Source organism: Brevibacillus sp. JNUCC-41 (assembly GCF_014844095.1).
In the GTDB taxonomy this organism is placed as follows: Bacteria; Bacillota; Bacilli; order Bacillales; family DSM-1321; genus Peribacillus; species Peribacillus aracenensis.
In genome coordinates, this window is sequence record NZ_CP062163.1 from 988,070 (window position 1) to 1,007,939 (window position 19,870).

At 36.6% G+C, this 19,870-nt stretch carries 21 protein-coding genes; 10 read left to right on the plus strand and 11 right to left on the minus strand.

Translation table 11 applies throughout. The features are described from left to right. Positions 1-29 precede the first annotated feature (29 nt). Positions 30-986 (plus strand): sporulation hydrolase CotR, encoded by a 957-nt coding sequence (locus tag JNUCC41_RS04885; protein ID WP_192206630.1) that lies wholly within the window; start codon positions 30-32, stop codon positions 984-986. Positions 987-1,222: 236 nt separating this feature from the next. On the opposite strand, the gene JNUCC41_RS04890 is transcribed toward JNUCC41_RS04885, so the two are convergent. After that, positions 1,223-2,041 carry an alpha/beta fold hydrolase gene (locus JNUCC41_RS04890; RefSeq protein WP_192206631.1) on the minus strand — a complete coding sequence of 273 codons (819 nt, stop codon included), beginning with the start codon at positions 2,039-2,041 and terminating at the stop codon, positions 1,223-1,225. Between the two features lie 307 nt (positions 2,042-2,348). Here JNUCC41_RS04890 and JNUCC41_RS04895 point away from each other — a divergent pair, with 307 nt between their 5' ends. Further along, complete coding sequence (locus tag JNUCC41_RS04895) at positions 2,349-2,819, plus strand: DinB family protein (RefSeq protein WP_192206632.1); 471 nt, start codon at positions 2,349-2,351, stop codon at positions 2,817-2,819. Positions 2,820-3,068: 249 nt separating this feature from the next. Here JNUCC41_RS04895 and JNUCC41_RS04900 read toward each other — a convergent pair whose 3' ends face one another. Next, a complete protein-coding gene (locus tag JNUCC41_RS04900) occupies positions 3,069-3,677 on the minus strand; it encodes a DedA family protein (protein WP_192206633.1) in 609 nt (202 codons plus the stop codon). Between the two features lie 491 nt (positions 3,678-4,168). Between JNUCC41_RS04900 and JNUCC41_RS04905 the strand changes: the two genes are divergently transcribed. Continuing rightward, complete coding sequence (locus JNUCC41_RS04905; RefSeq protein WP_192206634.1) at positions 4,169-5,596, plus strand: PQQ-dependent sugar dehydrogenase; 1,428 nt, start codon at positions 4,169-4,171, stop codon at positions 5,594-5,596. A 497-nt stretch (positions 5,597-6,093) separates the two neighbouring features. On the opposite strand, the gene JNUCC41_RS04910 is transcribed toward JNUCC41_RS04905, so the two are convergent. Both JNUCC41_RS04910 and JNUCC41_RS26650 read right to left on the minus strand, forming a co-directional pair. After that, complete coding sequence (locus JNUCC41_RS04910) at positions 6,094-6,420, minus strand: type II toxin-antitoxin system PemK/MazF family toxin (RefSeq protein ID WP_192206635.1); 327 nt, start codon at positions 6,418-6,420, stop codon at positions 6,094-6,096. Between the two features lie 5 nt (positions 6,421-6,425). Beyond that, entirely contained in the window at positions 6,426-6,656 is a 231-nt protein-coding gene (locus JNUCC41_RS26650) for a hypothetical protein (RefSeq protein ID WP_228467542.1), read from the minus strand. Between the two features lie 239 nt (positions 6,657-6,895). Between JNUCC41_RS26650 and JNUCC41_RS04920 the strand changes: the two genes are divergently transcribed. Together JNUCC41_RS04920 and JNUCC41_RS04925 are read left to right on the plus strand one after the other, a co-directional pair. Next, on the plus strand, positions 6,896-7,384 hold the full coding sequence (locus JNUCC41_RS04920) for a hypothetical protein (protein WP_192206636.1): 489 nt from the start codon (positions 6,896-6,898) through the stop codon (positions 7,382-7,384). A 367-nt stretch (positions 7,385-7,751) separates the two neighbouring features. Next, the gene (locus tag JNUCC41_RS04925; protein WP_192206637.1) at positions 7,752-8,177 is read left to right on the plus strand and encodes a DUF6060 domain-containing protein; all 426 of its coding nucleotides are present in this window, start codon (positions 7,752-7,754) and stop codon (positions 8,175-8,177) included. Between the two features lie 100 nt (positions 8,178-8,277). Here the strand turns inward: JNUCC41_RS04925 and JNUCC41_RS04930 are convergent, their stop codons facing one another. The 5 genes from JNUCC41_RS04930 to JNUCC41_RS04950 form a co-directional block, all read right to left on the minus strand. Continuing rightward, positions 8,278-9,654 carry an Ig-like domain-containing protein gene (locus JNUCC41_RS04930; RefSeq protein ID WP_192206638.1) on the minus strand — a complete coding sequence of 459 codons (1,377 nt, stop codon included), beginning with the start codon at positions 9,652-9,654 and terminating at the stop codon, positions 8,278-8,280. 123 nt (positions 9,655-9,777) lie between these two features. Continuing rightward, positions 9,778-10,329 carry a hypothetical protein gene (locus tag JNUCC41_RS04935; protein WP_192206639.1) on the minus strand — a complete coding sequence of 184 codons (552 nt, stop codon included), beginning with the start codon at positions 10,327-10,329 and terminating at the stop codon, positions 9,778-9,780. Between the two features lie 213 nt (positions 10,330-10,542). After that, positions 10,543-10,932 carry a cupredoxin domain-containing protein gene (locus JNUCC41_RS04940; RefSeq protein ID WP_192206640.1) on the minus strand — a complete coding sequence of 130 codons (390 nt, stop codon included), beginning with the start codon at positions 10,930-10,932 and terminating at the stop codon, positions 10,543-10,545. A gap of 294 nt (positions 10,933-11,226) precedes the next feature. After that, positions 11,227-12,816 (minus strand): bifunctional metallophosphatase/5'-nucleotidase, encoded by a 1,590-nt coding sequence (locus JNUCC41_RS04945; RefSeq protein ID WP_192206641.1) that lies wholly within the window; start codon positions 12,814-12,816, stop codon positions 11,227-11,229. 294 nt (positions 12,817-13,110) lie between these two features. Continuing rightward, positions 13,111-13,728, minus strand: a complete 618-nt coding sequence (locus JNUCC41_RS04950; protein ID WP_192206642.1) for an FMN-binding negative transcriptional regulator — start codon at positions 13,726-13,728, stop codon at positions 13,111-13,113. A 171-nt stretch (positions 13,729-13,899) separates the two neighbouring features. Here JNUCC41_RS04950 and JNUCC41_RS04955 point away from each other — a divergent pair, with 171 nt between their 5' ends. Continuing rightward, a complete protein-coding gene (locus JNUCC41_RS04955) occupies positions 13,900-15,279 on the plus strand; it encodes a MocR-like pyridoxine biosynthesis transcription factor PdxR (RefSeq protein WP_192206643.1) in 1,380 nt (459 codons plus the stop codon). A 128-nt stretch (positions 15,280-15,407) separates the two neighbouring features. Here the strand turns inward: JNUCC41_RS04955 and JNUCC41_RS04960 are convergent, their stop codons facing one another. Beyond that, positions 15,408-15,926, minus strand: a complete 519-nt coding sequence (locus JNUCC41_RS04960) for a spermidine/spermine N(1)-acetyltransferase (protein ID WP_192206644.1) — start codon at positions 15,924-15,926, stop codon at positions 15,408-15,410. A 249-nt stretch (positions 15,927-16,175) separates the two neighbouring features. Here JNUCC41_RS04960 and JNUCC41_RS04965 point away from each other — a divergent pair, with 249 nt between their 5' ends. Next, entirely contained in the window at positions 16,176-16,820 is a 645-nt protein-coding gene (locus JNUCC41_RS04965; RefSeq protein ID WP_192206645.1) for a YczE/YyaS/YitT family protein, read from the plus strand. A gap of 301 nt (positions 16,821-17,121) precedes the next feature. On the opposite strand, the gene JNUCC41_RS04970 is transcribed toward JNUCC41_RS04965, so the two are convergent. Beyond that, a complete protein-coding gene (locus tag JNUCC41_RS04970) occupies positions 17,122-17,595 on the minus strand; it encodes a MarR family winged helix-turn-helix transcriptional regulator (protein WP_192206646.1) in 474 nt (157 codons plus the stop codon). 150 nt (positions 17,596-17,745) lie between these two features. Here JNUCC41_RS04970 and JNUCC41_RS04975 point away from each other — a divergent pair, with 150 nt between their 5' ends. The 3 genes from JNUCC41_RS04975 (at position 17,746) to JNUCC41_RS04985 (ending at position 19,758) form a co-directional block, all read left to right on the plus strand. After that, complete coding sequence (locus JNUCC41_RS04975) at positions 17,746-18,330, plus strand: DUF3238 domain-containing protein (RefSeq protein ID WP_192206647.1); 585 nt, start codon at positions 17,746-17,748, stop codon at positions 18,328-18,330. 145 nt (positions 18,331-18,475) lie between these two features. Then, complete coding sequence (locus tag JNUCC41_RS04980) at positions 18,476-19,060, plus strand: DUF3238 domain-containing protein (protein ID WP_192206648.1); 585 nt, start codon at positions 18,476-18,478, stop codon at positions 19,058-19,060. Between the two features lie 71 nt (positions 19,061-19,131). Next, complete coding sequence (locus JNUCC41_RS04985) at positions 19,132-19,758, plus strand: FMN-dependent NADH-azoreductase (RefSeq protein ID WP_192206649.1); 627 nt, start codon at positions 19,132-19,134, stop codon at positions 19,756-19,758. Positions 19,759-19,870 lie beyond the last annotated feature (112 nt).

Below are 19,870 nucleotides of genomic sequence, written 5' to 3' on the forward strand. Positions count from 1 at the left end.
TTGACCAGATTGGAAAGGAGAAATCAGCTTTGACAAAATATCGAATCATGTCCTTTGATGGAGGCGGCACTTTAGGTGCTTTAAGTTTACAACTTTTAAACAGACTGGCTCGGCAAAACCCAAAATTAATTAGTCGAACTAATGTTTTTTCGGGAAATTCAATCGGTTCATTCACTGCCCTTGCGTTAGCAAGTGGAAGATCGCCGAAGGAGACATTCCAGTTTTTTAAGGATAAAATCGTGCCGGCATTCAGCGTTTCCCGACCAGGCGGACCTGTTTTCAACCAACAATTGCCATATTCTGGTTTCATTAAAGCGGTACAAACGTTTTTTCCACCAAATCTTCTCCTCAAAGACTTAAAAAGACGAATTGTTGTCCCTGCATTTCATTTATTCTCACCGGAGCTGAATCGTTGGACTCCTGTGTTATTCCACAACTTTCCTGGCTCTCCCTATTTAAATGAGAAAGCGAGTGATGTAATACTACGGAGCAGCGGTGCTCCCGCGACGCAACGAGCCTATCAAAACTACGTGGATGGGTATACAGTAACAACTAACCCCAGTACAGCCAGTATCGCGTTTGCAGTGGGGAAAGCCAAACAGCCGTTGGATCAAATTGCGGTATTATCCATTGGAACAGGTGAAGAGCCGACTCAACTAAGAAGAGATACGAAGGGGTGGGGGATGGTAAGTGCAGATAACATACGCCCCGAAAATATGAAGAACCTTCCACCGAATTGGGGAGTTCTTTTGGACCGATCGCCCAATGAACCCTTACTGCCATTTCTTCAGATAGTCGCTAGTGGATCCGGTTACTATGAATCCATGGTCAGTTCTCAGCTTCTAGGAAATCGTTTTTTTCGGTTAAATCCACGGATCCCCAATTTATCCAAAACGGACCCTTCTGTGGTTCCCACTGTCATTTCAATTGCTAACAAAACAAATTTACAACCTGCCGTTCAATTTATAGAGAAAAACTGGAATTAATAAAATTATCCCATAAATCTGATTGAATTTTTGTTTTTATTGTAAGCATTTGGATTTTTTATAAAAAAGCAGCCAGAACCTGGCTGTTTTTATTTATTCAGTTCTTCTTCAACTATACTGCCCCGAAAGTTGCATAAAGAAAAAGCTGCCTTATAGACAACTCCGATTGATCTTCAATTAAAGCACCCGTTTGTTGAAGTACAATATTTCACAAACTTCACTTACTCCGTTAAGTATTAGTTTTGGAACTCTTCAATTCTATCCAACCACTCATTTAATAGAGTGCTAAAAAGTTGCGGTTGTTCAATTTGTAAATTGTGGCCTGCTATATCCAATACAGCAAACGTTCCTCGCGGATACTTGTTTACTATGTTCAGAGCATCTTTATATCCAACCGAAGAATCTTGTCTTCCTAACAGGAATACACTGGGTTTAATAAAATCAGACTGGTCAATCTTAAAAGAAAACCCATATTTATTCTTAACCTTATTTAGAAACCTTTCATCTCCAATTTTACAACCACTTAGAATTTCTTTGTTGTACCTTAACCATGTGTACTCATCAAGTACAATATTGTTGTTTTTAAAATCTTCCAATTCTTCCTTTGATAAATTTTCAATAAACTTTTCATCCGTTCTCATTATTTTATGTTTCTCAACTGTTCTATTTTCTGGAAGAGGAATAATAAGAGGGCATATAAATGCTGCACCGAGTATTTGTTCTTGATGCTTTTCAATAATGCCCCTAGCTATATAGCCACCGTAAGATTCCCCAGCAATTACGTACTCTTGGTTAGGAATTACAGCTTGGATAAAATCTAAAACAGCATTCAACATTTCATCAGAACTGCTTATTTCGTTATATTCTTTTGTTAATCCCATTCCAGGCAGGTCAATATAAATACGTCGCCACCCTTCCCTCTTTGTAAATATAGGTTCCATACAACCACTCATTAATCGATGGTCCGGAGAATAACCGTGTATCATTAAAATTGGTATACCTTCCCCTAAATCTTCATAATATATTTCAGCTTGGCGAACTTTGCAATATGCCATTTTAATCCTTCTTTCTATAAAAATCATTTTAACTAACAGTACCTATTCTCTTTTTGTTTCTTCAATTCCTTCTTCAACTATCCTGCCCCTTTAGTCCCATAAGAAAAAGCCTCCTTAAAGACAGCTTCGATCTTCGGTTATCGAACCCGAGTTCATTAGGAAAAGCGAACCTTATTAAAGAATCGCGCCCTACTGTGGAACAAGAACTGTTTGATATAAAGCTAATTTTAGGCAGTTTCAACTATATTCTTTTCCATTTTTAACTGGTATAATATGGATGATTTTGTTAGTGAAAGGGGAGAAAACGATGAATCAACTTGTATTTAAGCAATTTGAGATGACAAGAGAATATTTCATCAAGAATGTAGAGTCTGTTTCTAAGGAACAAACTGATGTGCAGCCAGATGGTTTTAATAACACAATTCATTGGCAGACAGGTCACGTTTTGACAATTACTGAACAAACTATGTTTAATTTCCCGCATGTAACAACTCACCTTCCCACGAATTATATAGAATTGTTTGGGAATGGCACAAAACCAGCTGATTGGACAGGGAATGTACCTGCCATGGATGAGCTGGTTGTACAGTTGAAAGATCAATTAACTCGTTTAAAGCAAATTCCTCCTGAACAGCTAGATCGAGATTTGGATACACCATTCCTAGGTTGTAAGACTGTTATAGAACTTGCAAGTTTAACATTAATGCATGAAGCGACTCATATGGGGCAAATTCAGGCAATGAAGCGTATGATTGAACATGTAAGTGTTAAAAACTGAAATTAACAAAGTGTTACATTAAGATGAAAAAATCAGTCTAACAAAACTGGTTTTTTCTTTTTTTCTTTTACTTCACTAACTATTCATTCTTGAACAACCTAAGACTACCCATTTACTGGGCTATCCTGCCCCTTTAGTTCCATAAGAAAAAGCCGCCGTAAAGACAGCTCCAATCATCAGCTAAAGCACCCGATCGTTCTATAGCTCTAAATATAATTTAATTAAAGTCCTCCATCTAAAACGTCACTTTCATGAAATACCCTTTTTTAATCGATTTCTTCTCTTCCATAAAAAATAAATGAATATTGAAAGGGCCAATAAACTCGTAATTACATAAATACTATATGTTGACATATATAATTCAACATTGTTCCAATTTTCCCCTAAGATTCTTCCTAATGTGATAAAAGTAAAACTCCATATTAATGCACCCGTATAGGCATAAACAACAAATTTTCTAAATGGGAAGCGATTGACAGATGCTATATACGCTGTAAGGTGCCGTACCCCAGGAATAAAATAACCAAATAATAATAGATAGGGTCCAAATTTCTTGAATAATTTCTTTGTTTTATTAATTTTTTGTTCGGTTATGTGAAGTTTTGGTCCCAACTTTTCTAATAAAGGCAACCCAAATTTATAACCAATGAAGTAGCTAAGCGAAATCCCCCCCGTTGCTCCTACAAAGGCACTTACTATTGAAATTAAGTAAGATAATTTACCCTGAAACACATTGTAACCAATATATGTAAGAAGAACCTCGTCGGGTATAGGAAGTCCTACAATACCTCCGATTAAAGCAAATATTATTCCGAAGTACCCGTAATGTTCTAGAAGGTAAGCAACATGATTTTCCACTTTCTCACTCCAACTTTTAGGTAATGTCTAACAATCATTTCTGATTATTCATTATCAGCAGTATTTAAATAATAAAAAAAGAAAATTCATTGGGATAATACTTTTAACATTATCCCCAATTTTTGATTTTCTTATTGCCCTAAACTCCCCCGTTAGTTTAAGTACATGCTTTCAAAATCTCACTAGATATGTCTCATATGACTTGTATCAGAACGCTTACCGTTGTAACAAGTTTTCCTGATGCTCCTCCTTAAATGGCCCTGATATGAAAATAAGCGCTTATCCTTTTCAGGATAGCGTCTTTTAATGGAATAGCTTGAATTTATCTTCATTCTTATAAATTTCACTTATTTTAGTTCAACTAAGCACTTTACGCTCATGCGGAAAGTAGTAGTGCATTGCCTTATCAGGTTCGCGGCCTGATTTGGTACTAATAGACGGTTATAATCATATTCTTATAAGAAAAACCATAAGAAGGAGTGCAAAGTCATTTGATAAAAGTTAAGGTTGGTTTACGGCCCATTGTAAGTAATATTAATTTACCAACTGTTTTAAAGACAACTATACTTCCAGGTGACTCAATTGAAAGATTATTTATTGCAACCCAGGTAGGAGAGATCTTTTACATAGGAAACGGAGTTATCAGGACTTTTTTAGATATTCGCCCGCGAATTTTAAAATTAGGTACTTCTGAACAAGGTGTTTCAGGTAGGGGATATGATGAACGTGGATTAGTCGGGCTAGCGTTTCATCCAGAATTTTATTATAACGGTCTGTTTTATCTTCATTATTCAGTAGCTGGAACACAAGGTCCAGGGGCCCTTACTGAACATTTTAGGCCTGACCCGTGTGATCCCAAAACTTTAAACCTAAAGTGGATAAATAGAGAAACTCAATATGATCATATTAATACAGTTGAAGAATGGATTTTACAATCGAATGGTCAACCTCAAAAACGACGGACATTACTTAACATAAGAAGACCATTTTTTAATCATAATGGTGTCAATAGCTTAAACTTTTCACCTGAAACCGGAAAACTTATTTTAACAACCGGTGATGGTGGAGCAGGCTATGATCCATTTAATTTAAGTCAAGATGATATGGAGATAGCTGGTAAAATAATTGAAATCGATGTAGATAAGAGCATATCCTTCAATAATCCACCCATTGTTACACGTTTTAATGAACTTCCTCTGCCTATTCAGGAAACTCTTACGGTCACTGCAAAAGGGGTGCGCAATATAACAGGCATTTCATTTCAAAGGTTTTATAATCAGTATATCAAATATGTGGGGGGTGTCGGACAGGATTTGGTTGAGTCGATTTTTTCATTCGTTCATTATAAACCAATACCGGTTACTGAGATTGTTCAAGCTTCTTTCATGAATTCTGAAGCTGACAAAGAGGGATTCATTAACTTTGGCTGGCGAGGTTGGGAAGGTGCTTTTCCTACTTCGATTATAAGAGGATGCAATGAAAATAATAATTTGGATGAGAAAACAATTGCTTATTACAATGAAGCAGTAACACTTTCAGCGAGTCGTCTTCAGCCTTTAACCAGTTATTTTCATAAAGATACCAGACCTGATAAGTTTGGAGGAACTGCACTTACAGGAGTGCAAGCCTATATGGGGAATGCAATCCCTGGTTTAACGGGAAGCGTTGTGTTTACCGATCTTGCCCGGAAGGATTCTCACCCCCGGGTTAGAGGGGCTTTAGCTTATACCACCGTAAGACCCAATGGTGAACAAAATGATTTTAGTGTGATACAAACCGATTATGATTTTGGGTCTCAATCAGCCTATTATGTTAGTTTGGGAACGAATATGAATCAAACCAGTTTATATTTGGCGGCTTATGGCTCTATGAAAGTGACTGATTTTAACAAAGGCACTGTTTTTGAAATAGTTCCATGAATCAAAACAATAACTTTCCACTTAATCGTAATAAATCGCATACATGGATTGATGAATCGTAATTAGAACCATGTGATGGACAAATTATTAAATTAGGCTGTTTTCGCATACTTTGTTGCCATTTACCAAGTATCTGGTGTGGTTGATTTCCCCTCCAGATGCTCGCTTTCCGCGGGGCGGGCGGTGAGCCTCCTCGGTGTAAACGCCTGTGGGGTCTCACCTGTCCCGCTGCTCCCGCAGGAGTCTCGCACTTCCACTCCAATCCACCTTAAATCGTTTCGTTTTAAAAACAACAATCTTAACGAAAAGAGAACAAGCAGAGTGGTTGAGACCGATCTACAATTGGAGCAAACCAAACGAGTTGGTGGGGTATTACTGCGAGAAACACTGTGCCGGTGTATACTCGTTTGAAATGGGGCGAAAAGCAGCCTTTGAAGCGTATGAAGCAAATAGAAAAAGAGGGGGCCACTAGGCTCCCTCTTTGTATTGCATATGTATTACTTAGTACGAAGTTTTGCGTATTCTTGCACTACATTACTAAAGTCATCAGGGTGCATTCTACCTCTGAGAGGTGGAGGAGACAAAATAGCTATAGTAGTCTGCGAATCTATCTCCGCATATGAAAAATTATCAAGCTTAGCATACAACCAACGGGTAATAGGTACCCTGTTAGGGAACCTTGAGGAAGGAGGAGAGCTAGTTATCTTAATTGCAACAACTAAAGCCCTGCCATTATTCACGTCCAAAATAAGGGCAGGCCGTCTCTTTCCGCCTGCCTTCTCTTTATATGGGAAGTATATATCGTAAATTTCACCTGGCTTCATATTAATTAATCCTCAATCCACTTTCTATGGAGTGGGTTATTTGAATCATAATTAAGTACTACACCATTTTCACCGACAATTAAGTCAGGTTCACGGTCATAAAATTGGCTAAAGTCGATAGAGGAAGCAATTTTCGCATTTTGGGTTTCTGTAGCAAGAGCGTGACGGGTCACACTAACATCAACGAGCCTGCGTGATCTTTTGCTGCGTCTATTCTTAACAGAACTGGTCCGCATCATTTTTTTCCTCCTCCTTTTATTCATATACTCACCACCTAAAAATGTTACAGGTAGTATATGCAAAGAGTGAGTATAATATTTAGGGTTGTCCTATATTGTAACGTGATATAAAGTAAATGTCAAATATATGCAATACCAGCCTGAATAACCAAAATATTTTCTATATAATGGAATTTCATTCACATCAAATGTATTATATAAGTACTACACCTTTTCTTAAAAGGGGGATATTTAAAATGAAAGTAGTGTTTCCTTTTGTAATAGCCATGAGCGTACTTACAGGATGTTCTGCAATAGCGAATGATGGATCCCAGGAATTGAAATGGTTTAAAACAAAAGAAGAAACGATTGATCATGGCATTAAAGAAGAAAAGATGAAAAAAGAAGACATCATAGGAGAAGTTAGTGAAAACGGAGAAACATTTGTTATTTATAAGAAACAAGTAGAGGAAGGCTTGGGAGTAGGAGTATCAAGCATAAGTGAGAAAGAAGGAAAATTTGCTTGGTATGACCCTGATCAAGATGTTCTTGTTAAGAACAATAAAGTCAAAAAGTATCCCTCCCAAATCAGTTGGGGAACAACAACACAATCAGGAAAGGAATTTACAATTTACACTGGACTAAGTGAAGATCAAAGCCATTTCGTTAAAACATTAACTAGTGAAGTAAGTCCTACAATTGACAAGGAAACTGGGATTTATTTCTATATAGAACCTAATAAATAAGTCATACTTTATCGAATTTTCGAAAAATGGCATATTTTAGATAATTCTGGTAAAGGAGGAATTTTATGATAAAGTATCTTAAGTCTTTTCTTACTATCTGACTTTAAGTATTGCTTTTCTATTAGTATCCGCAGATCCTTCATTCGCTGCAAAATCGGAGGGTGCTACTAAAACTGTCAAGATTGAAAAGAAAAATGCAATCTATGATAAGTCATTAGGAAAGTATGTTACACCTCTTAAAAAAGTAAATGGGAAATTAGTTCCTGCTTCAAAACAAGAGTATTTAAGTGAGATTCAAAGTACGTCAGGACCATCAGTAGATATACTCCAAGGGTCAACTTTAGCTTCAACAGATGACATGGAGACTTTGGATTATCGGGAATACTGGAAGTACACCCCTACCAGTACAACAAGTATAGTGACTGGTAAAACTAAAAAGGTAACAGGGGACATCGGTTGTACTTCAAGTTCTTGTACTCTTTCCAAAGCAGTTAGTGTGTCAGTATCCGCTTCATACAGTGTTTCTGCAACAGCAGAAAAATCTGCTATCAAGGCAAACGCTGGCTTTACTTGGGTTAGTAGTGCTAATGACTCTAGTACTTATTCTTTCACGCTTAAAAAAGGTGAAAAAGGATATATTGGATTCAAGCCATACTATAAGAAAACAACTGGTAAATTGAAGAAATACTCAAACTGGGACGGTTACTTGTATAGTAAATCAGCCAACGCTCATTCTCCAAAGAAAACTGCCACAGGAGAAGCTGATGGATTGTACTACTTCGTATTCTATTAATTAATCTAAAAAATGAGGGTGTCCATAAAGGGCACTCTATTTCTATATAGGATCCAAATAGAAAAAGGGAACCATCAGGCTCCCTTTTTGTGGTATTAACTTAATGTTTTACAACTTTAGTAGTTGCCTTAGAACTAGTATTTCCTGCCTTATCCTTTGCAGTTATTGAAAGTGTAGTTCCTTTTTTCTGTGCCTTAATCTTGACTGAGTAGCTTCCCTTAGAACTTGCTTTAGTTGAACCGAGGGATTTACTTCCTACCTTTACAGTTACAGTTGAATTAGCTTCAGCTTTACCAGTAACAACTTTGTCATTGTCATCTACTTTATTTACTGTTGGCTTGCTTGGTGCAATAACATCTACAACAGTTACCGTTGTACCTGAACTCACATTCCCTGCACTATCTTTAGCTGTACTTGTTAATTTAGTACCGGCTTTTTGAACTGTAATTTTAACAGAGAATGTTCCTTTAGATGTTGCCTTTGCAGAGCCTAATACTTTACTTCCATTTTTGACAGTAACTGTAGAGTTAGCTTCTGCTTTGCCAGTAACGACTTTGTCATTGTTGTCCACCTTATTCACAGTTGGCTTACTTGGTGCAATAACGTCTACAACAGTTACCGATGCACTTGAACTCACATTCCCTGCACTATCTTTAGCTGTGATCGTCAATTTAGTTCCTGCTTTTTGAACAGCTATTTTAATAGAGAATGTTCCTTTAGATGTTGCTTTTGCAGAACCTAATACTTTACTTCCACTTTTAACGGTAACCGTTGAATTAGCTTCAGCTTTACCAGTAACAACTTTGTCATTATTGTCAACCTTATAAACAGTTGGCTTAGATGGTTTAACATCATCTACAAATCCAGTTGCGATAGCATACATGTCATCACTTGTATTATTATCAATATCGTATTCATTATCTCGGTCGTAAACACCTACAAAGTATGTGCCTTTTTTAACATCATACCCTCTATATTCAACGCCATCTTCATATTCGCTACCTAGATATTTTAAGTTACTATTTTCAACATAGTCTTTTTGTACTGCTGCAAATCCTAGATCAATAGCATATGAGGATGCTGTTCCTGCTACAAGCAAAAATCCATCACTAGGAACGACCACTTTAGAAAAATCTACATCATACAAAGGAAGCAATCTTCCAATTGTTGGTTTTTCGTATGACGAGTTATCTGCTGAAGCAAAGTCGTTATTGTACTCAACTTCAAAAATATAGTCATCATCACTCATTTTACTATAACCCTTGCCTGACTTTGATTGTGAACCTTTTACTTCTTTTTCAAGTTGATTAAACGTTTTAAAATCTACTAAACCTTTTGGAAGTGGTTTTTCCACTTGTCGTTCAATAGCTTTCCTGGCCAAACCGTTCTCGTTTCCTTCAGCCTTCACAGCACCCACAGACAATGATGAAGCAAATAAACCTACAGCAACTAATGATAAAATACCTTTATTACGCACGTTTCCTCCCCCTAAATTCGTTATTAAGAACTATGCAGTACTTTTCCATACTAATACATAAGTACCATAATTACCATAAGTTTCTTTATCTTAATTTTGACAAGAATCGCCATATAAGTGGCCTTAAATTCTAATCTTTTTTATTCTTTTAAAAAGGATTAAAGCAATTTCAACCCATAACCAGCTATAAATGAAGGCAAATAAAAAGCCAAATATAAGAAATGAAAAGGAAACAGAGACGGCCGGACCTAAAACTGGAAAGTGAAAAATAACTATTAAACTCATAATTCCTAACATTAAAAGAATGGCACCAGTAGCAATAATACTTAACCTCATCTTAAAAAGGTGAAAAGATGCCCCTATTCCAAGTCCTAACAATCCTGTTGTAAAAGGAAATGCAATTATTTCCGTTGGCTGTAGGATGAATAACAGCATAATTGTCAGAAAGTAGGACATTGCTCCAAATGGAATGGAAAACATGGAACATAACAGGATAGGTGCAGTGGACAGCGGACTTATACAATATCCTATCCCTGGTACAGCTCCGGCAGCCTGCAGAATGGCAGCCATACAAGAAAAAATGGACACTAAAATGAGCTTCATCGTTTTTTTATGTTTATTGAATATTATTTGAGATAAACGAACCTCATCAGAAATAGGTTTAAAAAAGTACATCTTTCCACCTCATTCTAAATGGTTTATACGTTACCTTACATTATATTATATTTACCATTTATTGGAGGGGGAACAGTTATTATTAATCCAAGCATCAATATCCTCTGTAATGAAATATAAGCTTGTTAAAAAACCTCGCTAAAACTTAATCGATCATACAAAGTAGAAAAGTCCATTCGCAAAAAAAAAACAAGGCCATATTGGCCCTGCATTTTATTCGACAATTACTTTCCCAACCATTCCTTCCTGGAAATGGTACCGACATATCAGTTCATATGTACCGGGCTGTTTCGGATTCACGGTAATGTTTTTTTCTTCACCTGGCTGGACCTCAACGTCAATGCCGAGCTTTTCAACTGTGAAGGTGTGCTCTTTACTGCCTTTGTTTTTCAATATCACCGTTGTGGCTGTTCCATTCGGAATGGTGATGGCTTTCGGATTAAAGAAATCATCCTTCAACTCGACCTCAATCGATTTCCTCTTCTCCATAGGCTGATTTACAACACCGGACTCGGCAAATACACCGACTGAGCCTAGTGTTGCCACAACTACAAACATCGCAAGTACACCGGCCAATCCTGTTACCCACTTTTTCACAAACATTCGCAATCCCTCCTTTCCTCTATTTTTTTCTAATTCATGAAATATTATTACGATAAATTTCGCGTGCTTTCAAATAGTAACTTTTTATCTGAAACGGTGAAAAGAAAAAAGAGCTGCCAAAGCAACTCCCTTATTGAAGTAAAGCACTTGTTATTTGAATAAATAGTTACCTTTTATTTCTCGTTAATCCCCATTGCCTTCAATATCTCGTGCTATCCCTAAAGCCATTTCATTAAATTCCTCCAGCTACATCTTCCTCAAAAGCCACTTATGCAAGTCCTTGTATTTTCTCCTTCATTCTTTCAATGAACGGAGAGAAGTTTCATGGGGATACTTCTGTTGGATATAGCGTATAAGTGCAGTGACAACCTGTGGACCGGATTCCACGAGTCTACCTTGTTCAAATGCAGTGAAGTTATCACCGCCTGAAGCTAAATAATTACTAACCGCTACTTCATATTCGTTGTTTGGCTGAATCTCTTGACCCTTCATGTCTTTCAGCGCAACAATGCGGTTGCCAATTGGAGCGTTGGGGTCCCAATTATACGTTAAACCAACCGTTTGTAACCTATTTTCATAATCTTTCGCCCACTGCTGTTCTAAAGCAAGCTTTATTTGGTCTCCTGTTAAGATTAACTTCCTGACACTATGACCCATAGGCAAGTCTGTATAAAGGTCTTCTACAGTGATTTCCCCTTTTTTAAAATTTTTCCGCATTTCTCCTTGATGGACAAAAGCTATATCAACCCCCATGGCTTCCCGCTCAGATTCTGCAATCATTTTCGCTAATGGGGATTCACCGTTTGCATCTTGATTTCGTGAGATTTCTTCAGGCATCTCTCCTATTATCTGATTAAGATGGCTCCCCAATCTTTTTCTATATTTATTTAGAAGAGCAACCGTTTCTTCATCTGGTTTTATATGTTGATGTGAAGTGACAATAATCTTTGCTTGTTTCTTAACAATAATTTTAGTATGTGGGTCAATTTCAAGATTTACTTGAGAAAAGGCTTTCCCATTGGAATAAGCTTGAACGATCAGTTTACCGGCTACAACGGTATTGGCATATTCATGGCTGTGACCGGCAAAAATGACATCGACCTCATCATCGATTTTTGGAGCCATCTCCACTAAAGCTCCACTGGAATTTGCTCCTGACTGATCTGATTTGGCTGAATCATGTGCAAGTACAACAATTACTTTGATCCCTTTTTCCTTTAAAAGCTTAACGGTTCGGTTAATAGCTGAAACTTCATCCGTAATTTCTACTTCTTTTCGATTTTCAGGTGCCACATACAGGTTAGTCTCTTTTGTGACGACACCGATGAATCCAATATTAATTCCGTCAATTTGTTTAATAACATACGGTGGTAACAAGGGAGTACCCGACTTTGTATCGATGATATTTGCAGAGCTGTAAGAAGTTGTGGCACCTTGAAAATAACCTGTTTTTTTATTGAATCCTCCATGAATAAGACGTTTCATTTCATTTACGCCTTGGTCGAATTCATGATTTCCAGGTGTCCCGGCATCAAAGTGCAGGAGGTTTAAAAATTCAATCGTGGGTTCGTCTTTAAATTGAGAAGAGATTGGAGGACTTCCTCCTACCATATCACCAGAATGAACAAGCAGTGTATTTGGGTTTTCTTGTATAAATGTTTTTAAATAGGCAGCCAGGTATTCAGCCCCCCCTGCCATGGTTCCTGAAACCATTTGATATTTGTTTAGTTGGCCGTGAAAATCATTAACGCCTAACAATTGTACTTGAATGTGTTGGCGGTTGGATGTGGAATGTTTGGATGAGTGTGATGTGATTTTATAAGTTACGAAAATGATGATGAATACCAAGATGAACAAAGAAGTTATGGCCTGAAATTTTGACAACTTCCGATCCCTCCCTCTGGATGTAAATTAAGAATAACTCTGGAATTTTATATCCGTATAAAGGGACCGTGATTTTTTGTTATATTTTATATAATGATTGTTAAATTAACCCGGCACATGCATATCTTTTTAAAAATATTCATACGGCTTGACATGAATTAAGATTTTGACTGGATTATTTAAAAGGCTCCAATTTTTCCTCCATGGTATTGAAATCCGCTCCGGTAGTAACAGAAGTTCAAAAAAAGAGTGTAAATCCTTATTGGATCTACACTCACGTTAGTGCAGTAACATTCAACGCCACTTTTTTATGTTCGCCTTCATTAAAGAGGAAATTTTTTGCTCATCTGTACTTCGAATCTTTTCCAGTTGATTGATAACGAGCTCTTGCCGATGTGATGAATGGTTTTGACTTAACTTCGCTTTCCCCTCTATCTTGTTGATTCTTATTTTGAATCCTTGAATCCCTTTGTTCATTCCAGCGAGAAAGTCAGCATCTAACTCTTGCAAATTGTATGAACTATCAGGGGCTTCATACTTCAATACCATGTCTTCCAGGGTATCCGTTAACTCCTGTTCATCCTCAATAAGTTCGACTTCGCCGTATACATGAACAGTCACGTAATTCCATGTTGGTACCGCTTGGTTCGTCTCATACCAAGAAGAGGAGATATAACAGTGGGGACCATGAAAGACTGCCAAGACTGTTTGGTTTTCAATATCTTTCCATTGAGGGTTCGGACGAGCAAAATGACCATACAAATAGGTTTTCTCCTTATTCAACAGCAGTGGTAAATGTGTAGCAAAAGGCATGCCTTCATGCATTGAACACAATGTTGCAAAACCATTCTCCTGAATTACATCGTAGGCTGCTGCTAATTCTTTTATTTCAAATTGCTTAGGGGTATACATAAAAAATCTCCTTTCATCCGTCAATATTATTCCATTCACAATATAGCGGCTTTTACTAAGGTCCATCCTCATTTCTACTTGAGAACCTCATCTGTAAAATATGGTAATATACAAACTGACATATAAAAAGGTACAATTCTAAATAAATATACATGTCAAAGGAGATCGTAAATGATAAATGCCATTTTTGCTTTTAAGGAGGATTCTCCCAGATACAAACAAATTTACGAGCAGTTTAAGTTATATATTGAACGGGGGGACATACTTGCCGATGAACAATTGCCCTCCATCCGTCAACTTGCAGATTCCCTTCAAGTAAGTCGGAATACGACATTAATGGCTTATGATCAACTTGTAGCTGAAGGCTATATTCGTGGAGAAGGGAGAAAAGGTTATTTTGTAAATGAATTAGAGCCACTTTTACCCCAAAAAGAGTTAATTCCTCATAATAAAACGCTAAGAGAGCCAGTGACACCTACCCTCATTGATTTCCGGGCAGGTGCCGTAGATCAAGCACATTTTCCTCTGAAAACTTGGAGGAGGATTGCCAATCAAGTATTGACGTTACAGGAGAGTTTTCTATATGGGGAACCCTTTGGTGAGGTGTGCCTACGTGAACAAATTGCCACCTACTTACTCCAATCCCGTGGAGTGAAAACAGAGGCAAATGCCATTATTATCGGCAGCAGTACCCAACAAATGCTTATCAATCTTGGACATATACTGAAGGATGACTTTCCAAGCATTACAGTAGAAGACCCTGGATATGATGGCGCTAGGGAAGCTTTTCAATTCCATTGTTTTACGATTGAAACTTTGCCAGTTTATGAGGCAGGTGCTGATTTTTCACAATTGGAACAAAACAAATCACGATTAATCTATGTAACACCTTCCCATCACAGTCCATATGGGGTAAGCATGTCCATTCAACAACGGCAAACGCTTATTCATTGGGCTAACAAGGTGCAAGGGTATATGATCGAAGACGATTATGATAGTGAATTTCGTTATACACAACAACCATTTCCAGCTCTCGCTTCCATTGATTCTGCAAGAGTCATTTATTTAGGGAATTTCTCAAAGTCCTTTCTTCCGGGAATTCGTTTAAGTTATATGGTGTTGCCAGAGCCGCTTTTAAACCGTTATAAAAATCAATTTCTTCATTTCGAGAGTACCACTTCACTTCTAAGCCAGCTCGCAATGGCTAAATTTATGGAAGAGGGAGAATGGAATCGCCATATTAAACGTATGCGTCTTATTTATAAACGAAAAATGCAGCACTTGGTATCCATATTAAAAAAGCAATTCGAACGACATATATCCATTATCGGTGAGCAGTCAGGTTTGTATGTATTAATCAAAGTACACCTCGAACGTTCAGAAGAATGGCTAATAGAGCGCGCTTCCTTTCATGGTGTTAAAGTGTATCCCACCTCACTCTACTTCATTAAAAATAATACCGGTAAACCGATTATCAAACTTGGTTTCAGTAATCTTTCTTGTGAGGAAATCGAGCTTGGCGTGGAGCTCCTAAAAAAGGCCTGGTTATAAAAAAACCCCGTAATTATAGCCAATGAACTAATAATTGCGGGGCAAACATGGAATTTTAAAACACAGGAATAAAAGTGGGCTTATACCTTTATTTCACTTTTACATAATAGTTCACCCATCCAAACAAGTTATAAAATTGCTTTGGTCATTATAAGATCCATTTGTTCTTCATCACCCATATAAAAAGAGTGGGCTCCGGTTTGAACAAAGCCAATTTTCTTATAAAAAGCAATAGCATTTTCGTTTTTTTCCCATACGCCGAGCCAGATTTTCTTTTTATTACGTTCCATCGCAATTTCCATAGCTTTATTTAGCAGATATTTACCAAGCCCATGTTTTTGATATTTTTCCTTTATATAAATCCTCTCGATTTCAAGTGATTCATCACCCATTTGTTCAGTCTGAGCATCATTGGTATTGACCTTTAAATATCCAGCGACTTGATTATTAAAATAAACAAAAAAGAATTGCGAAGAACTATTCGATAATTCTTTTTCTAATTGTTTTAAGTCAAATGCCCTTTCCAAATAGGCATTCATATTTTCCGCTGAATTCTGATGCTTAAATGTCTCATTGAATGTTTCATAACTAATTTCTTGAAGTTCGCGTGAATCTTCAAGGGTACACTTTTTTATATTTTTAGCCATTTAAATAAGTCGCTCCTTCATATAATCAATAATTTCTCTTGTTTCCCTTTTTAACAAACTCCCATTCTTTATCTCTATTTTTTTAATCTAATGCCTTTGCTATCATTCCAATTTCACGAAGAATTTCTTTCATAATTAACTCCTCAGCTTGAAATTTTGTTGTAAACGCAATAAAAATAACATATATTAAATGTAACCTCACTTTGTTGCATTTGCAATAAAAAAATCATGTTAAAGGGGTCGAGTACAGTGAAATATGTATTTTATGTATTAGGAATTTTACTATTAACTCTTGGTATTTCTTTCACTATACAATCAGACCTTGGAACTTCACCTTTTGATGCACTTTTGGTAGGACTGTCCATAAATATGGGGCTTACTGTCGGAAGTTGGGAAATACTAATAGCTTTAATATTAATATGTTGTAATTCACTTTTAAAAAGGCAAAGACTAGAAGTTTTGGGGTTGTTAACAGCATTTATAACGGGTATTGGTATTGATATGTGGCTTTTTTTATTGCACAATTTGATAACACCTGAATTATGGTACAGCAAAGTTGTTTGTTTTGGAATCGGCTTGGTTGTTATAGGATTAGGAACTGCAACATATTTACACACAAATTTTGCACCGATTCCAGTTGACCGATTAACATTAATCATACAAGAATTAACTAGAACAAATATATTTTTTTCGAGAACAATCATTTACCTCGTATTCTTGCTAATGGCAATGGTCCTAAATGGACCCATTGGCGTTGGAACTTTATTAACCGTCTGTTTAGGGGGGCTAATACTTAATTACTTTATGCCATTTACTAAAAAGGTATTAGACCGCATATTAACACACTCCAGTCCATCACCAAATTATGAGAAAGATAAAAATCATTCAATATAGAATGCTCTCTATTTAACTTATTCAACAAACCTGCCGCTATAGTTGCATAAGAAAATGAGCTGCCTTTAAAGCAGCTCCAATCTTCACGCCCTGCTAGTTCATTAAGAAAAGAGAACCTTCAAGAATCGCGCCCTTAATGGAACATCGAAAATAGAAACACAGATGTTAGCTTATTTTTCTTGAACTAACGCTCCCGTACAATTCTCCACAAACCTTGCTGCTAATTTAAATCATTACAGGAATGCTGTACTGTTAGTACGAATTTAAGCACGATTAAAAGTTCCCTTTATAAACTCTATAATTACCAGACAGGTTTTAACCTTGATGATAGTTTATCTTCATTTTCTTCATAAACTAATTTTGTTAAATCTTCTTTGAGCATCTGCAGGCGTTCAACACCTATGTTTTCAATCCAACGTTGCTCAATCTCACTTAATATCTTCTCTTTTGCTTTCACAACTAACCAACCTCGTTCGGTCAAAACAATAATTTTCCCTCTCTTATCAGTGGGATGAGCTTTGCGCATTACATAGCCACTTTTCTCAAGATAATCCACCATTTTACTCACAGCTTGCTTTGTAATTCCTAAGTATTCGGCTAGTTCTATACCTGTTGCTCCATTGGGAGTGATGCATTTAAACATAAAACCATGTGCAGGCCTAATATCTCCAAATCCCAATTCACTCAATCTGTCATGTAATTCATTAATTGATGTACTAAAGGATAATGATAAAAGTGATGTAAGATCCAATTCACTTAATACTTCATGATTCATACATAAAACCTCCTTAAATAAAGTCAAGTAGGTTGACTTTATTTGAAACCCATTGTACTATACGTAATGTAGTCAATCAAGTTGACTATAATTCAATTATAAAAAAATTGGATTCACCGAAACAAAATTAATACATTATGGAGGGTTCTCATGGCTAACATCATTAAAATTAGAGGAAGTGTATTTGCACCGTATGCTTGGTTGGAACCCATTAAAGATCCTGCAACAGAAAAGATATTCGAATACACTGGTGATGCACGTGAATTTACACCATGCGCTGTAAACACAATGCGGTCAAGATTAGAGCAAGAAGTGATTATTGATTTTTATAAAAAAGAAATTTTCACATATACAAATGCTTGTATCGTAACTGTAAAAGTTACAAATCCTGATGGTTCTATTGATTATAAAAAAGGAAAATCAAGTACAGAAAATATTGTATGTACTAATGTTGTGTGGGCCACTGATGAAGTTTCTTTTAAAATGAGTGCTAGTGCCAGCAATCCTTTGAATAGAGCAGCACCTGCAGCTGACTATGTATTAACTATAATCGTAAACAAAAGTGGGGTTGCATATATTGAAGGTTCCCATGACGGGTTCCCCTGCTATGAATTTTATAAACAAACAGATTTCGGTCCATTTGAATTAATATATACACATGATTTCAGAAAAACTGGTGACACTCCGGCAACACTAGCTGGGGAAATGGAATACAGTTTTAAAACGACAATCTAGATATAAATATTAAGTAGACGATTACAAGCAGCAAATATTAAATGAAAAGCAATTGATCATACGAAAGAAATTGTGATCTGTTTTGCTCAATGGGTCAATATTATTATTACCCAAAATAAAATTAAGAATTACAGAGGTGCGTCTCATGACTAATATCGTTAAAGTTAGAGCAAGTGTATTTATTCCAATGTCTTGGACTGAACCTAAGAAAGATATTCAAACGGGAAACATAATCCAATTCGAAGGTGATGCACGTGAATTTACACCTTATGCAGTAAACGCTATGCGTTCTAGAGTGGAACAAGAAGTAGTTGTAGATTTTTACAAAAAAGAAATTTTCACATATGCGAATACGGGCATAACAACAGAAAGAATCACAACTCCTGATGGATCCGTTAATAAAAGAACAGGAAAAGCTAATACGGAAGGCATTTTGTGCACTGATGTTGTATGGGGGTCAGATGACGTCAAATTTCAAATGAGTGCAAGTGCTAGCAACCCATTAAATGTATATGCACCTCCCGTTGATTATCTATTAACGGTACATATCAAACAAGAGGGTACTGTCGATATGCAAGGTGCACATGACGGATTCCCTTGTTATGAATTTTATAAGCAGGTAAACTTTGGTCCGTTTGAGAAGGTTCATGCACATGACTTCAGAGAAACTGGTGATACAGCTGAAGCTCTAGGTGGAGACATGGAATATAGTTTTAAAAAGATATTGTAAAGACAATAGGATTCCCTTTTTAGTGAATAAATATATAACATCATAAGAGTGAGTAACAGGAGGAAAAGAGAATGACAACAGTTTTATTTGTAAAGGCAAACAATCGCCCCGCAAACCAAGCGGTGAGTGTGAAATTATATGAGGCTTTTTTAGCAAGCTATAAAGAAACACATCCAAATGATAAAGTAATAGAGCTTGATTTATACAATGAAGAATTGCCATATGTAGGAGTAGATATGATTAATGGTACTTTTAAAACTAGTAGAGGACTTGATTTAACAGCCGAAGAAGCTAAAGCAGTGACTGTTGCTGATAAATATTTAGAACAATTCCTTGCAGCTGATAAAGTTGTTTTTGGTTTCCCATTATGGAACTTAACAATTCCGGCTGTACTACACACATATATTGATTATTTAAACCGCGCGGGCAAAACATTTAAATATACTCCAGAAGGTCCAGTAGGTCTGATTGGAGATAAGAAAATTGCATTATTAAACGCAAGTGGCGGTGTATATTCTGAAGGACCAAAAGCCGAAGTAGAAATGGCTGTTAAATATGTAGCAAGTATGATGAGCTTCTTCGGTGTAAAAAATATAGAGAAAGTTGTGATTGAAGGTCACAATCAATTTCCAGCTAAAGCAGAAGAGATTATTGCTTCAGGGCTTGAAAAAGCTGTTAAAGTAGCAAGTACGTTCTAATTAATAAACACTTGTCACTCCATATAGCAGTACCGCCACTTTTATAGCGGTGGTACTGTTTTTTTATTCGCTCATCTTGCTACTTTTGAGGGAGTTAGAACCCAATTGATGT